A 13,761-nucleotide genomic window follows, 5' to 3' on the forward strand; every position below is an offset into this window, starting at 1 on the left:
TTTAGCCCAGTACCGAAATGTCCGCTACGCCGAGGAACAACCCGCGCAGCTTGGCCAGCAGCGCATAGCGGTTTCCACGCACCGCTGCGTCTTCGGCATTGACCAGCACCGCTTCGAAGAAGCTATCCACTGGCTCACGCAGGCTGGCCAGCCGCTCCAGGGTTTCGCGATAGCTGCCGGCGATGGCGAGGGCCTGTTCGGCCTCGGCCACAGCCTTGGCCAAGGCCTGCTCGGCTGGTTCCAGCAGCAGGGCATTATCGACGGCTGCCGGAACGCTGCCATCGGCCTTACTCAGCAGATTCGATACACGCTTGTTGGCAGCGGCCAGGGCAGCGGCTTCAGCCAGCGCGCGGAAGGCTTGAACGGCCTGGACGCGTTGGTCGAAGTCGAGTGCCGAAACCGGCTGCACCGCGCGGACGGCCAGGTAAACGGCTACATCCACCCCTTCGTCTTCGTAACGCGCGCGCAGGCGGTCGAAGACGAATTCCAGCACCTGGTCGGCCAAGCCTTCGGCTTTCACTTTCGCCCCGTAGAGGTCGACGGCAAAGGCGACGGCAGCCGCCAAGTCGAGGCCCAGTTGCTTCTCGATCAGGATGCGCAGAACGCCAAGAGCCTGACGACGCAGGGCAAACGGGTCCTTGCTGCCGGTCGGCAGCATGCCGATGCCGAAGATGCCCACCAGGGTGTCCAGCTTGTCAGCCACGGCCACTGCAGCACCGGTGAGGGTTTTCGGCAGTTCGGCGCCGGCGCCGCGAGGCATGTACTGCTCGTTCAGCGCGTGGGCAACGTCTTCCGGCTCACCGTCGTTGAGGGCGTAGTAGTAGCCGGCGATGCCCTGCATCTCGGGGAACTCGCCGACCATTTCGGTGGCCAGGTCGCACTTGGCGAGGAGACCGGCGCGTGCAGCGCGGACCGGATCGGCGCCGATCTGCTCGGCGACGAAACCGGCGAGGCGGGATACGCGCTCGGCCTTTTCATAGACAGTGCCGAGCTGGGCCTGGAATACCACGTTCTTCAGACGCTCGTTGAAGCTTTCCAGCTTCTGCTTCTTGTCCTGTTTGAAGAAGAATTCGGCGTCGGTCAGGCGCGGGCGCACAACCTTCTCGTTACCCGAGATAATCTGCATCGAGTCCTTGCTTTCCACGTTGGCCACGGTGATGAAGCGCGGTAGCAGCTTGCCCTGGGCATCCAGCAGGCAGAAATATTTCTGGTTGTCCTGCATGGTGGAGATCAGCGCTTCTTGCGGCACGGCGAGGAAACGCTCCTCGAACGAGCACACCAGCGGAACCGGCCATTCGACCAGCGCGGTTACTTCGTCCAGCAGGTCGGCCGGAACCACGGCAGTGCCCTTCTGCTCGGCAGCGAGTTCGGCCACACGCTTGGCGATGATCTCGCGACGCTCGGCGAAGTCGGCCAGCACATGGGCTGCGCGTAGGTCTTCCAGGTAGGTTGAGGGCTTGCTGATACGGATTTTGTCCGGGTTGTGGAAACGGTGACCACGGGATTCGCGACCGGCCTTCTGGGCAAGGATTACGCAGTCGACGACTTCTTCGCCGAACAGCATCACCAGCCACTGGGTTGGACGCACGAATTCTTCGCGGCGGGCTGCCCAGCGCATGCGCTTCGGAATCGGCAGGGCCGCGAGGGAGGATTCGACAATGCCGGGCAGCAGGCCAGCGGCCGGCTGGCCTGGAATGCTCTGGCTGAACTTCAGCTTCGGACCGCTCTTGTCGATCAGCGCCAGGCCCACGCCGCATTTGCGGGCGAAGCCGAGGGCAGCCTGGGTCGGTTTGCCTTCGGCATCGAAAGCGGCTTGCACCGGCGGGCCATCGAGGTTGACGCTGCGGTCGGGCTGCTGGGTGGCCAGCTGTTCAATGAGCACCGCGAGGCGGCGCGGCGCGGCATACACCTGGGCCTTGGTATAGCCCAGACCGGCACTTTTCAGGCCTTGCTCGATGCCGGCCAGGAAGGCGTCACCGAGGGATTTGAGGGCCTTTGGTGGCAGCTCTTCGGTGCCCAGCTCTACCAGAAAATCTTGTGCACTCATTCTGCCGCCTCCAGCTTGGCCAATACTTCGTCACGCAGTTCGGGGGTGGCCATGGGGAAGCCGAGGCGCGCGCGCGCCTGCAGATAGCTCTGCGCCACGGCGCGGGCCAAGGTGCGCACGCGCAGGATGTAACGCTGGCGTTCGGTCACCGAAATGGCTCGGCGGGCATCCAGCAGGTTGAAGGTATGGGAGGCCTTGAGGACCATCTCGTATGTCGGCAGCGGCAACTGCAGTTCGATCAGGCGGTTGGCCTCGCTCTCGTAGAAGTCGAAGAGCTCGAACAGCTTCGGCACATTGGCGTGCTCGAAGTTGAAGGTGGACTGCTCCACTTCGTTCTGGTGGAACACGTCGCCGTAGGTGACGGTGCCGAAGGGGCCGTCGGTCCAGATCAGGTCGTAGACCGAGTCAACGCCTTGCAGGTACATGGCCAGGCGCTCCAGGCCGTAGGTGATCTCGCCGGTGACCGGGTAGCACTCGATGCCGCCAACCTGCTGGAAGTAGGTGAACTGGGTCACTTCCATGCCGTTCAGCCAGATTTCCCAGCCCAGGCCCCAGGCGCCGAGGGTCGGTGATTCCCAGTTGTCTTCGACGAAACGGATGTCATGCACCAGCGGGTCGATACCGATAGCCTTCAGCGAGCCGAGGTAAAGCTCCTGGAAGTTTTCCGGGTTGGGCTTGAGGACTACCTGGAACTGGTAGTAATGCTGCAGGCGGTTGGGGTTCTCGCCGTAGCGGCCGTCAGTCGGACGGCGGGAGGGCTGCACGTAGGCAGCGTTCCAGGTTTCCGGGCCGATGGCGCGGAGGAAGGTGGCGGTGTGGAAAGTACCGGCGCCCACTTCCATGTCGTAGGGCTGGAGCACCACACAGCCCTGCTCGGCCCAGTACTGCTGCAGGGCGAGGATCAGGTCTTGGAAGGTGCGCACGGCGGGCGTAGTCTGGCTCACGAAATTCACCTGTGCTGGGTCTTCAACTGAAAAGGCGGGAGTATACCCGATCCACCCGGCCGCAACCGCATGGAAAGCCTTATGCCACGCTGCTTCTGGTGCAATGACGACCCCCTCTACATCGACTACCACGATACCGAGTGGGGGGTGCCGCTGCGTGAGCCGGCGGCGCTTTTCGAGCTGCTCCTGCTGGAGGGTTTCCAGGCCGGGCTTTCTTGGATCACCGTGCTGAAGAAACGCGAGCGTTATCGTGAAGTCATGTTCGGCTTCGATGTCCAGCGCCTGGCTGCTCTGGCGGACGAGGAAATCGAAGTGCTGATGCAGGACCCCGGCATCATCCGCAACCGCCTCAAGCTCAAGGCCGCACGGCAGAATGCTCAGGCCTGGTTGCGCCTGGACGATCCGGTGGCGCTGCTCTGGTCATTCGTCGGCGGGCGCCCCAGGGTCAACCACTTCCAGGGCCGCGGCGAGGTGCCGGCGGTGACCCCGGAAGCCGAGGCCATGAGCCGTGCACTGAAAAAGGCCGGCTTCACCTTCGTCGGCCCGACCATCTGTTACGCCTTCATGCAGGCGTCCGGCATGGTGATGGACCACACCACAGATTGCGACCGCTACCGCGAACTGGCCCATTGAGGCGGCATTCCCTTGGCTGGGACGCTAGAATGCGCACTTTCTGATCTCCTGGAGTTGCCTGTGGAAAAGCTGAAAGGCGCGCTAGTGGTTGGCTTCCTGCGCCTCTTTGCCCTCCTGCCGTGGCGGGCCGTGCAAGCGGTGGGGGCGGCGATTGGCTGGCTGATGTGGAAACTGCCGAATCGTTCCCGCGACGTGGTACGGATCAACCTGTCCAAATGCTTCCCCGAACTGTCGCCGGCCGAGCTGGAGCAGCGTGTGGGGCAGAGCCTCAAGGATATTGGCAAGACCCTCACCGAAAGCGCCTGCGCCTGGATCTGGCCGGCGGAGAAGTCCATCGGCCTGGTGCACGAAGTTGAAGGCCTGGAGGTGCTGCACGAGGCGCTCGCCAGTGGCAAGGGCGTGGTCGGCATCACCAGCCACCTGGGTAATTGGGAGGTGCTCAATCACTTCTACTGCGCCCAGTGCAAACCCATCATCTTCTACCGCCCGCCAAAGCTGAAGGCGGTGGACGAGCTGCTGCAGAAGCAGCGTGTTCAGTTGGGCAACCGTGTGGCGCCGTCGACCAAGGAAGGCATCCTCAGCGTCATAAAGGAAGTGCGTAAGGGCGGCGCCGTGGGTATCCCTGCCGACCCGGAGCCGAGCCTTTCTGCAGGCCTGTTCGTACCTTTCCTCGGCACCCGCGCGCTGACCAGCAAGTTCGTGCCGGGCATGCTCGCCGGGGGCAAAGCTCGTGGTGTCTTCCTACATGCCCTGCGTCTGCCCGATGGTTCGGGCTTCAAGGTGATCCTGGAAGCGGCGCCGGAAGCCATGTACAGCGAAGACATCGAAGAAGCGGTAGCGGCCATGAGCGGGGTGGTCGAGAAGTACGTGCGGGCCTACCCGACCCAGTACATGTGGAGCATGAAACGCTTCAAGAAACGCCCCGATGGCGAGAAGAAGTGGTACTGAACGAAGGCGCCGGAAGGCGCCTTTTTCATGTTTGAAGGTTGGGTTGGAGACTTTGTCGCTTCGAGTTCATTCGAAAAGCAGGTCAACGGTCTGCCCTGAGAGGTCCTGGGGAGTTTGGGCATCCCTCACCCCAACCCCTCTCCCGGTGGGAGAGGGGCGAGCCGCCCTTGTGCGATTCGACGATAAGCCGTATTAACGCAGCACCGAATCAGCTCAGGATGGCGCGATCCCATGGCGAACCAGCGACAATTTCCCCGAACTCCGATGAAATGCAGGATCAAGATCAGCCATCCGAGCTTCGGTGAGCTACTGGCCCAGACCCGCGATCTGTCGGATGGCGGAGTTTATGTGCGGCATCCAGACCTGGCCAAACTGCCGGTCGGATCCATTGTCAGCGGTCAAGTGCAGGACCTGCCCATCGAAGCACCGGTATTGCAGATGGAAGTCACGCGAGTTGATGCCGAAGGCGCAGGCCTGCGCTTTCTGGAGCACAGCGCCTAGTTCGGTTTGCTGTCAGCTCGTGCGAGCTGGAGTCGTAGGAGCGAGCTTGCTCGCGAAGATGGCTTCGGATGTGAGCCGTGCCTAGCTCTTCGCCAGCAAGCTGGCTCCTACAGGGAGATGCAATGCCATTCAGTGCTGTTGGCGGTCCAGCCGCTTGAGGAACACCGTCATCTCCTTCTCCGCCTGCTTGTCGCCGTGGGCGCGGGCGGCCTCCAGGCCCTGCGTCCATGCCGCGCGGGCGGAGTCATGTTCACCCTGGATTTCCAGGGCCTTGCCGAGCAGTTTCCACGCAGCGGAGTACTTCGGGTCCTGCTCCACGCAGCGGCGCAGATGCTCCACGGCCAGGGCGGCGTTGCCCAGGTCGAGGTACCCCTTGCCGAGGCCGAAACGCAAGAGGGCGTTGTCCACGCCCTTGGCCAGCATCTTTTCCAGTCCTTCGAGCATGCTCGTTGCCTCAGAAGAAGGTCAGGCCGACCTGGAACAGGCGCTCAGCATCGCGGATGTACTTCTTGTCCACAAGGAACAGGATCACGTGGTCGCCGGACTCGATCACCGTATCGTCGTGGGCGATCAGCACTTCCTCGTCGCGGATGATGGCGCCGATGGTGGTGCCCGGCGGCAGGGCGATGTCCTCGATCATCTTGCCCACCACCTTGCTCGACTTCGCGTCACCGTGAGCGATGGCTTCGATGGCCTCGGCCGCACCGCGGCGCAGGGAGTGGACACTGACGATGTCGCCGCGGCGCACGTGGGTCAACAGGGTGCCGATGGTGGCCAGCTGCGGGCTGATGGCGATGTCGATGTCGCCGCCCTGCACCAAGTCCACATAGGCCGGGTTGTTGATGATGGTCATCACCTTGCGCGCGCCCAGGCGCTTGGCCAGCAGCGAGGACATGATGTTGGCCTCGTCGTCGTTGGTCAGGGCAAGGAAGATGTCCGCGTCATTGATGTTCTCCTCCACCAGCAGGTCGCGGTCGGAGGCGCTACCCTGAAGGACGACGGTGCTGTCCAGGGTCTCCGAGAGGTGCCGGCAGCGCGCTGGGTTCATCTCGATTATCTTCACCTGGTAGCGGCTTTCGATAGCCTCGGCCAGGCGTTCACCGATATGGCCACCGCCGGCGATGACCACGCGCTTGTAGCTGTCTTCCAGGCGGCGCAGTTCGCTCATCACCGCACGGATGTGAGCCTTGGCGGCGATGAAGAATACCTCGTCATCGGCCTCGATCACGGTATCGCCCTTGGGCAGGATCGGCCGGTTGCGACGGAAGATAGCTGCCACGCGGGTGTCCACGTTCGGCATGTGCTCGCGGATCTGGCGCAACTCCTGACCCACTAGCGGGCCGCCGTAATAGGCCTTGACGCCCACCAACTGGGCCTTGCCCTCGGCGAAGTCGATCACCTGCAGGGCGCCGGGGTATTCGATCAGGCGCTTGATGTAGTTGGTGACCACCTGCTCCGGGCTAATCAGTACATCCACCGGAATCGCGTCGTTGTCAAAGAGGCCGGCGCGGGTCAGGTAGGCAGCCTCACGCACGCGGGCAATTCGCGTCGGGGTGTGGAACAGGGTGTAGGCCACCTGGCAGGCGACCATGTTCACTTCGTCGCTGTTGGTCACCGCCACCAGCATGTCGGCGTCATCGGCGCCTGCCTGGCGTAGCACAGTCGGGAACGATCCTTTGCCCTGGACCGTACGGATGTCCAGGCGATCGCCGAGGTCGCGCAGGCGGTCGCTGTCGGTGTCGACGACGGTAATGTCGTTCGCCTCGCCCGAGAGGTGTTCTGCCAGCGTGCCGCCTACCTGGCCAGCTCCGAGAATGATGATCTTCACAGCGTGCTCCGTTAGCCGCGGGGGGAGGCGGCGATCTTGATCAGCTTGGCATAGTAAAACCCGTCATGACCGTTTTCCTGCGCCAGCAGCTGGCGGCCATGGGGTTGTTTCAATCCGTAGGGACCGTGGATGCCGAGCTCGCGGGCGCCGGGTGTGCGGGCGAGGAAGGCGGCGATGTTGTCGCTGTTCTCCTGCGGCAACGTCGAGCAGGTCGCGTAGACCAGCACACCACCCACTTCCAGGGTCGGCCAGAGTGCATCGAGAAGCTCGCCCTGCAACTGTGCGAGTGCGGGGATGTCCTCGGCCTTGCGGGTCAGCTTGATGTCCGGATGCCGGCGGATCACGCCGGTGGCCGAACAGGGGGCATCGAGCAGGATGCGCTGGAACGGCTTGCCATCCCACCAGGCGCCGGTATTGCGGCCATCGGCGGCGATCAGGGTGGCCTGTAGCTGCAACCGTGCCAAGTTCTCGCGCACGCGCGCAAGGCGGGTTTCTTCCAGATCGACAGCCACCACTTCGGCGAGGCCGGGTTCGGCCTCCAGCAGGTGACAGGTCTTGCCACCGGGGGCGCAGCAGGCGTCCAGCACACGTTGGCCGGGGGCGAGTTCAAGTAGGTCGGCGGCCAATTGCGCGGCCTCGTCCTGCACGCTGACCCGGCCTTCGGCGAAGCCGGGGAGGGTTTTCACGTCCTGCGCTTCCAGCAGGCGGATGCCGTCGCGGCTGAACGCGCAAGGTTCGGCGGCGATGCCGACCTGCTGCAGTTCGGCAAGATATGCGTCGCGGCTGCCATGACGGCGATTGACCCGCAAGATCAACGGCGGATGTGCGTTGTTCGCTGCGCAGACCGCTTCCCAGTGCTCCGGCCAGTTGGCCTTGAGCGCCTTCTGCAGCCAGCGAGGGTGCGCAGTACGGGCGGCCGGGTCGCGCTCCAGTTCCGCGAAGATCGTTTCACCCTGGCGCTGGGCGTTGCGCAGCACTGCATTGAGCAGGCCCTTGGCCCAGGGTTTCTTCAGCTTGTCGACACAGCCGACAGTTTCACCGATGGCAGCATGGGCCGGAATGCGGGTGTAGAACAGCTGATAAAGGCCGACGAGGAGGAGGGCCTCCACATCCTTGTCGGTAGCTTTGAACGGCTTCTGCAACAGACGCTCGGCCAACGCGGCAAGGCGGGGCTGCCAGCGTGCGGCGCCAAAGGCGAGGTCTTGCGCCAGGGCGCGGTCACGGGGCTCGACCCTGTCCAGCTGTGGCGGCAGGCTGCCGCCCAGCGAGGCCTTGCCACTGAGGACTGCGGCCAGGGCGCGGGCGGCGGCGAGGCGTGGGTTCATGCCGAGGCGCCTAGCACGGTGCCCACAGCGAACTGTTCGCGGCGGCTGTTATAGAGGTCAGCGAAGTTCAACGGCTTGCCACCCGGCAGCTGCAGTCGGGTCAAGCGCAGGGCACCGTCGCCGCAGGCCACGGTCAGGCCGTCCTTGTTTGTTGCGAGGATTTTCCCGGGCTGGCCATTGCCCTCGCCCAGGGCGGCAGCCAGCACTTTGAGTGGTTCGCCGTTCAGTGTGCTGTGGCAGATCGGCCAGGGATTGAAGGCGCGCACCAGGCGTTCCAGCTCGTTGGCTGGAAGAGTCCAGTCGAGTCGGGCTTCGTCCTTGTTCAGCTTGTGTGCATAGGTTGCCAGGGTATCGTCCTGGGCTTCCCCTTCGAGCGTGCCGGCGGCCAGGCCGTCGATGGCCTGCAGCACGGCCTGCGGGCCCAGCTGGGCCAAGCGGTCGTGGAGGCTACCGCCGGTGTCGGAGGCCGAGATCGGAGTGGTGACCTTGAGCAGCATCGGGCCAGTATCCAGCCCTGCTTCCATCTGCATCACGGTGACGCCACTCTCCGCATCACCCGCTTGTACAGCGCGCTGGATCGGCGCCGCACCGCGCCAGCGCGGCAGCAGCGAGGCATGGCTGTTGATGCAGCCCAGGCGCGGCATGTCCAGCACCACCTGAGGCAGGATCAGGCCGTAGGCCACCACCACCATCAGATCGGCACCTAGCGCCTTCAGCTCAGCCTGGGCGGCCGGGTCACGCAGCGTCGGGGGTTGCAGGACCGGGATGCCGTGTTCCAGTGCGAGTTGCTTGACCGGGCTCGGCATCAGCTTCTGCCCACGGCCTGCCGGGCGGTCCGGCTGGGTGTAGACGGCAATGATCTGGTGGGGGGAATCCAACAGGGCTTTGAGGTGTTCGGCGGCGAACTCCGGGGTGCCGGCGAAGACGAGGCGCAATGCTTGGCTCATGCGGGGCTCACTAAAAGAAAAGGCTTGCCGGGGCAAGCCTTTGGAATCGGGGGAATCAAGCCTGGAGGCGGTGCTGCTTTTCCAGTTTCTTCTTGATGCGGTCGCGCTTGAGCGACGACAGATAGTCGACGAACAGTTTGCCGTTGAGGTGGTCGCACTCGTGCTGGATGCACACGGCGAGCAGGCCCTCGGCGATCAGCTCAAAAGGCTGGCCATCGCGGTCGATGGCTTTGATCTTGACCTTTTGTGGGCGGTCGACGTTTTCGTAGAAGCCCGGTACCGAGAGGCAGCCTTCCTGGTACTGGTCCATCTCCTCGGTGAGGGATTCGAACTCGGGATTGATGAACACCCGCGGTTCGGATTTGTCCTCGGAAAGGTCCATCACCACGACGCGCTTATGCACATTGACCTGGGTTGCGGCGAGGCCAATGCCCGGTGCGGCGTACATGGTTTCGAACATGTCGTCGATCAGCTTGCGCACGGAGTCGTCGACCACGTCCACCGGTTTGGCGATGGTGCGCAATCGCGGATCGGGGAATTCGAGAATGTTCAGAATCGCCATATGCGTTTGTGATGCACTTGTAGAATAAAGTAAAAATCCGCTGCTAAGATGATGAGCAGCATCGAAAAAGCGGCTGTAGAGCCCGGTTGGGGCGGCTTTCAGGGCTTTTCATGTGAATCAACATAATAAAGGGATTCACCGCATGAGGAAATCTTTACTCGCCCTGCTGCTGCTGGCAGCCAGTGGTTTGGCCCAAGCTGCGGTGGAACTCAAGGACGGCCACCCCGAGCGTTATACCGTCGTGCGTGGCGACACGCTCTGGGACATCTCCGGCAAGTTCCTGCGCCAACCCTGGAAGTGGCCGGAAATTTGGCACGCCAATCCGCAAATTGAAAACCCGCACCTGATCTATCCGGGCGATGTGCTGACCCTGGTCTACGTCGACGGCCAGCCGCGCCTGATGCTCAATCGAGGCGCGTCCCGCGGCACCATCAAGCTGTCGCCGACGGTGCGCAGCACGCCGATGGCCGAGGCGATCCCAACCATTCCGCTGGAGGCCATCAACAGCTTCCTGCTGAGCAACCGCATCATCGACGACCCTGCGCAGTTCGACAGCGCGCCCTATATCGTCGCCGGCAATGCCGAGCGCGTGGTCAGCGGCGCTGGCGACCGTGTCTATGCCCGTGGCGCCTTCTCCGAGGAACAGCCGGCTTACGGCATCTTCCGCCAGGGCAAGACTTACCTCGACCCGAATACGCAGGAGTTCCTTGGCATCAACGCCGATGATATCGGCGGCGGTGAAGTGGTGGCCGAAGAAGGCGATATCGCCACCATGGAACTGACCCGCTCGACCCAGGAAGTGCGCCTGGGCGACCGCCTGTTTCCCAGCGAAGAGCGTGCGGTGAACTCCACCTTCATGCCCAGCGAGCCGGCCAGCGAGATAGACGGCCTGATCCTCGACGTACCGCGTGGCGTGACCCAAGTTGGCCAGTTTGACGTGGTGACCATCAACAAGGGTAAGCGCGATGGCTTGGCCGAAGGCAACGTCCTGGCTGTCTTCAAGACTGGCGAGACGGTGCGCGACCGGATCACCGGCGAAAACATCAAGATCCCCGATGAGCGCGCCGGCCTGCTGATGGTATTCCGCACCTACGACAAGCTCAGTTACGGTCTGATGTTGCAGGCCACCCGCCCTCTCGAAGTGATGGACAAGGTACACAACCCGTAACACCTCCAAGCCCCCGCTCTGCGGGGGGTTGTTGTATTGATGGCGGTCCTGCCGCGTTGCGCGGTGCGATCAAGGACCGATCGACATGCCTTCTCTCCCGCCCGCCGAGCTGGAAGCTCGCCTGCGTTTGCACAGCCTTCCCGAACTCGGCCCACGCCGTTTCCATCACCTCCTTGAAGCCTTCGGTAGCGCCTCGGCAGCCCTGAGCGCGCCGGCTGCTGCCTGGCGTTCCCTGGGCTTGCCCAGTGCCTGCGCCGAACCGCGCCGCAGCCCGGAAGTCCGTGAGCGTGCAGCTGCGGCCCTGGCCTGGTTGGAGGTGCGCGGGCATCACCTGCTGTGCTGGGGCGACCCCGCCTACCCCGCCCTGCTCGCCGAATTGGTCAACGCCCCGCCGCTGCTCTTCGTCGCCGGTGACCCTGCGCTGCTGGAGCAGCCGCAATTGGCCATGGTCGGCAGCCGTCGAGCCTCGGCTGCCGGGTTGGATACGGCCCGGTCGTTTTCCAGAAGCCTGGCCGGTGGTGGGTTCGTGGTCACCAGTGGCCTGGCCTTGGGCATCGACGGCGCAGCACATCAGGGCGCCCTGGATGTGGAGGGGCGGACCGTGGCGGTGCTCGGCACAGGCCTTGAGCGTGTCTATCCGCATCGGCACAAGGGACTGGCCGCGCGCATCGTCGCCGAGGGCGGTGCTCTGGTGTCAGAGCTGCCGCTGGACTGCGCGCCCCAGGCGAGCAACTTTCCCAGGCGCAATCGCATCATCAGCGGATTGTCCCTGGGTGTGCTGGTGGTGGAGGCCAGCCCGTCCAGTGGCTCATTGATCACCGCCCGCCTGGCCGTAGAACAAGGGCGCGAGGTCTACGCGATTCCCGGCTCGATCCACCATCCTGGCGCGCGGGGCTGCCATGAACTGATCCGCGAAGGGGCCACGCTGGTGCAGCGGGTCGAAGACATTCTCGAGGCCCTGCGCGGTTGGCAGGCAATCGCGCCGGTGACCTCCAGTCCGGCGGTGCAACTGATCGACCATCCTCTACTCGCCTTACTCTGCGCAGCGCCTTACAGCAGTGAGGGCCTTGCGGTGGTCAGTGGCTGGGCGTTGCCACAGGTGCTTGCCGAACTCACCGAACTGGAGCTGCAAGGACGCGTGGCACGGGAAGCCGGGCTCTGGGTGCATCGAGCCGGCTGAGACCTGTAAACTCCGCCCATCGGGTGTTCTGGAGTCGACGATGGTCAGTAACTGGCGAGTTCAACAGGTGGCACGAGTGGTACGTCAGGGCGGTGTGATTGCCTATCCCACTGAGGCGGTCTGGGGCCTTGGCTGCGACCCTTGGAACGAGGACGCGGTGTATCGCCTCCTGGCGCTCAAGGGGCGCCCGGTGGAGAAGGGACTGATCCTGGTGGCGGACAACGTCCGTCAGTTCGACTTTCTTCTCGAAGACCTGCCCGAAGCCTGGCTGGACCGCATGGCAAGCACCTGGCCCGGCCCTAACACTTGGCTGGTGCCACACCAGAACCTTCTGCCGGAGTGGATTACCGGGCAGCACGACAGTGTTGCCCTGCGGGTCAGCGGCCACCCGGTGGTGCGAGACCTCTGCGCCCTCACCGGTCCGCTGGTGTCCACCTCGGCCAACCCGGCGGGTCGGCCGGCGGCCTATTCGCGCTTGCGTGTCCAGCAGTACTTTGGTGACCAGCTCGACGCCGTGCTCGGCGGCGCCCTTGGCGGGCGCCGTAATCCGAGCACGATTCGCGACCTGGTCAGCGGCAAGGTCATTCGCGCCAGCTAACCATCAGCGCTTACGGGATCAGCACGGTCGAGCCGGTGGTTTGGCGACTCGCCAGGGCGGCGTGGGCCTTGGCCGCATCGGCCAGGGCGAAGCGCTGGCTGACTTCCACCTTGATGCGGCCATCGGCGATCAGGCTGAACAGCTCATCGGCCATGGCTTGCAGGCGTTCTGGTGTGCTGGCGTAGCCGAACAGCGTCGGGCGCGTGACGAACAGTGATCCCTTCTGCGCGAGGATGCCCAGGTTGACCCCGGCGACGGGCCCGGATGCGTTGCCGAAGCTCACCAGAAGCCCTCGCGGCGCGACGCAATCCAGTGATGTTTCCCAGGTGTCCTTGCCGACCGAGTCGTAGACCACCGGGCATTTCGCTCCGCTGGTAAGCTCCAGTACCCGCTGCACCACGTTTTCACGGCTGTAATCGATGGTCGCCCAGGCACCCTTGGCTTTCGCTTGCTCGGCCTTCTCCTCCGAGCTGACGGTGCCGATCAGCTTCACGCCCAGCGCCTTTGCCCACTGGCAGGCGATCTGGCCAACCCCGCCCGCCGCGGCGTGGAACAGAATGGTCTCGCCGCCTTGCAGCGGGAAGGTCTGGCGCAGCAGGTATTGCACCGTCAGGCCCTTGAGCATGACGGCTGCGGCCTGCTCGAAGCTGATGCTATCCGGCAGCCGCACCAGCTTGTCCGCTGGCAGCACATGCAGTTCGCTGTAGGCGCCCAGCGGCCCGGTCGCGTAGGCGACGCGGTCGCCGACCTTGAACTGGGTCACCTCGCTGCCCACCGCATCCACTTCTCCGGCGCCTTCGGTGCCCAGGCTGGTGGGGAAATGGGGCGCGGGATAGAGGCCGCTGCGGTAGTAGGTGTCGATGAAGTTCAGGCCGATGGCGCGGTTTCGCACGCGCACTTCTTGCGGCCCGGGTTCGGCGGGTGCGTAGTCCGCATATTCGAGGACTTCGGGACCGCCATAGGCGGAGAATTGGATGCGCTTGGCCATCGCGGGTGACTCCTGGTCTGAAAAGCTCCCATCCAACGCTTCGCCTTGACTCCCGTCAAGTCACCCGCAGGTCCCGGCAGTGGTATGCTTGC

Annotated in this window: 14 protein-coding genes; 6 read left to right on the plus strand and 8 right to left on the minus strand. The window is 64.0% G+C overall.

Features of this window, described 5'->3' with window-relative positions:
- Position 1: 1 nt before the first annotated feature.
- Both glyS and glyQ read right to left on the minus strand, forming a co-directional pair.
- The gene (gene glyS / locus OXH74_RS08200; protein ID WP_375740786.1) at positions 2 to 2,047 is read right to left on the minus strand and encodes a glycine--tRNA ligase subunit beta; all 2,046 of its coding nucleotides are present in this window, start codon (positions 2,045 to 2,047) and stop codon (positions 2 to 4) included.
- Positions 2,044 to 2,991 carry a glycine--tRNA ligase subunit alpha gene (glyQ, locus tag OXH74_RS08205; RefSeq protein WP_215375837.1) on the minus strand — a complete coding sequence of 316 codons (948 nt, stop codon included), beginning with the start codon at positions 2,989 to 2,991 and terminating at the stop codon, positions 2,044 to 2,046. The genes glyS and glyQ overlap by 4 nt, the downstream gene beginning before the upstream one ends.
- Positions 2,992 to 3,072: 81 nt before the next feature.
- On the opposite strand from glyQ, the gene OXH74_RS08210 reads away from it, so the two are divergent.
- The 3 genes from OXH74_RS08210 (at position 3,073) to OXH74_RS08220 (ending at position 5,073) form a co-directional block, all read left to right on the plus strand.
- Entirely contained in the window at positions 3,073 to 3,624 is a 552-nt protein-coding gene (locus OXH74_RS08210) for a DNA-3-methyladenine glycosylase I (protein WP_375740787.1), read from the plus strand.
- A 60-nt stretch (positions 3,625 to 3,684) separates the two neighbouring features.
- Positions 3,685 to 4,572, plus strand: coding sequence for a lysophospholipid acyltransferase (locus tag OXH74_RS08215; protein ID WP_375740788.1), 888 nt, complete (start codon positions 3,685 to 3,687; stop codon positions 4,570 to 4,572).
- A gap of 231 nt (positions 4,573 to 4,803) precedes the next feature.
- A complete protein-coding gene (locus tag OXH74_RS08220) occupies positions 4,804 to 5,073 on the plus strand; it encodes a PilZ domain-containing protein (RefSeq protein ID WP_215375849.1) in 270 nt (89 codons plus the stop codon).
- A gap of 129 nt (positions 5,074 to 5,202) precedes the next feature.
- Here OXH74_RS08220 and OXH74_RS08225 read toward each other — a convergent pair whose 3' ends face one another.
- The 5 genes from OXH74_RS08225 to def are packed head-to-tail and all read right to left on the minus strand — an operon-like array spanning position 5,203 to position 9,735.
- The gene (locus tag OXH74_RS08225) at positions 5,203 to 5,517 is read right to left on the minus strand and encodes a tetratricopeptide repeat protein (RefSeq protein WP_375740789.1); all 315 of its coding nucleotides are present in this window, start codon (positions 5,515 to 5,517) and stop codon (positions 5,203 to 5,205) included.
- 10 nt (positions 5,518 to 5,527) lie between these two features.
- The gene (trkA, locus tag OXH74_RS08230; RefSeq protein ID WP_375740790.1) at positions 5,528 to 6,901 is read right to left on the minus strand and encodes a Trk system potassium transporter TrkA; all 1,374 of its coding nucleotides are present in this window, start codon (positions 6,899 to 6,901) and stop codon (positions 5,528 to 5,530) included.
- 11 nt (positions 6,902 to 6,912) lie between these two features.
- Positions 6,913 to 8,226 (minus strand): 16S rRNA (cytosine(967)-C(5))-methyltransferase RsmB, encoded by a 1,314-nt coding sequence (gene rsmB, locus OXH74_RS08235; protein WP_375740791.1) that lies wholly within the window; start codon positions 8,224 to 8,226, stop codon positions 6,913 to 6,915.
- Positions 8,223 to 9,173 (minus strand): methionyl-tRNA formyltransferase, encoded by a 951-nt coding sequence (fmt, locus tag OXH74_RS08240; protein ID WP_375740792.1) that lies wholly within the window; start codon positions 9,171 to 9,173, stop codon positions 8,223 to 8,225. Before fmt ends, rsmB begins: the two co-directional genes overlap by 4 nt.
- A 55-nt stretch (positions 9,174 to 9,228) precedes the next feature.
- Positions 9,229 to 9,735: a peptide deformylase gene (def, locus tag OXH74_RS08245; protein ID WP_375740793.1), complete on the minus strand. Its 507-nt coding sequence runs from the start codon at positions 9,733 to 9,735 to the stop codon at positions 9,229 to 9,231.
- A 142-nt stretch (positions 9,736 to 9,877) separates the two neighbouring features.
- Here def and OXH74_RS08250 point away from each other — a divergent pair, with 142 nt between their 5' ends.
- From OXH74_RS08250 to OXH74_RS08260, 3 genes are all read left to right on the plus strand, one after another.
- Complete coding sequence (locus OXH74_RS08250) at positions 9,878 to 10,903, plus strand: LysM peptidoglycan-binding domain-containing protein (protein WP_215375868.1); 1,026 nt, start codon at positions 9,878 to 9,880, stop codon at positions 10,901 to 10,903.
- A gap of 85 nt (positions 10,904 to 10,988) precedes the next feature.
- A complete protein-coding gene (dprA, locus tag OXH74_RS08255) occupies positions 10,989 to 12,083 on the plus strand; it encodes a DNA-processing protein DprA (RefSeq protein ID WP_375740794.1) in 1,095 nt (364 codons plus the stop codon).
- A gap of 40 nt (positions 12,084 to 12,123) precedes the next feature.
- On the plus strand, positions 12,124 to 12,681 hold the full coding sequence (locus tag OXH74_RS08260) for an L-threonylcarbamoyladenylate synthase (RefSeq protein WP_375740795.1): 558 nt from the start codon (positions 12,124 to 12,126) through the stop codon (positions 12,679 to 12,681).
- Positions 12,682 to 12,691: 10 nt separating this feature from the next.
- Here OXH74_RS08260 and OXH74_RS08265 read toward each other — a convergent pair whose 3' ends face one another.
- Entirely contained in the window at positions 12,692 to 13,669 is a 978-nt protein-coding gene (locus tag OXH74_RS08265) for an NADPH:quinone reductase (protein ID WP_375740796.1), read from the minus strand.
- Between the last annotated feature and the right edge of the window lie 92 nt (positions 13,670 to 13,761).

Source organism: Metapseudomonas boanensis (genome assembly GCF_042232855.1).
Taxonomy (GTDB): domain Bacteria; phylum Pseudomonadota; class Gammaproteobacteria; order Pseudomonadales; family Pseudomonadaceae; genus Metapseudomonas; species Metapseudomonas boanensis.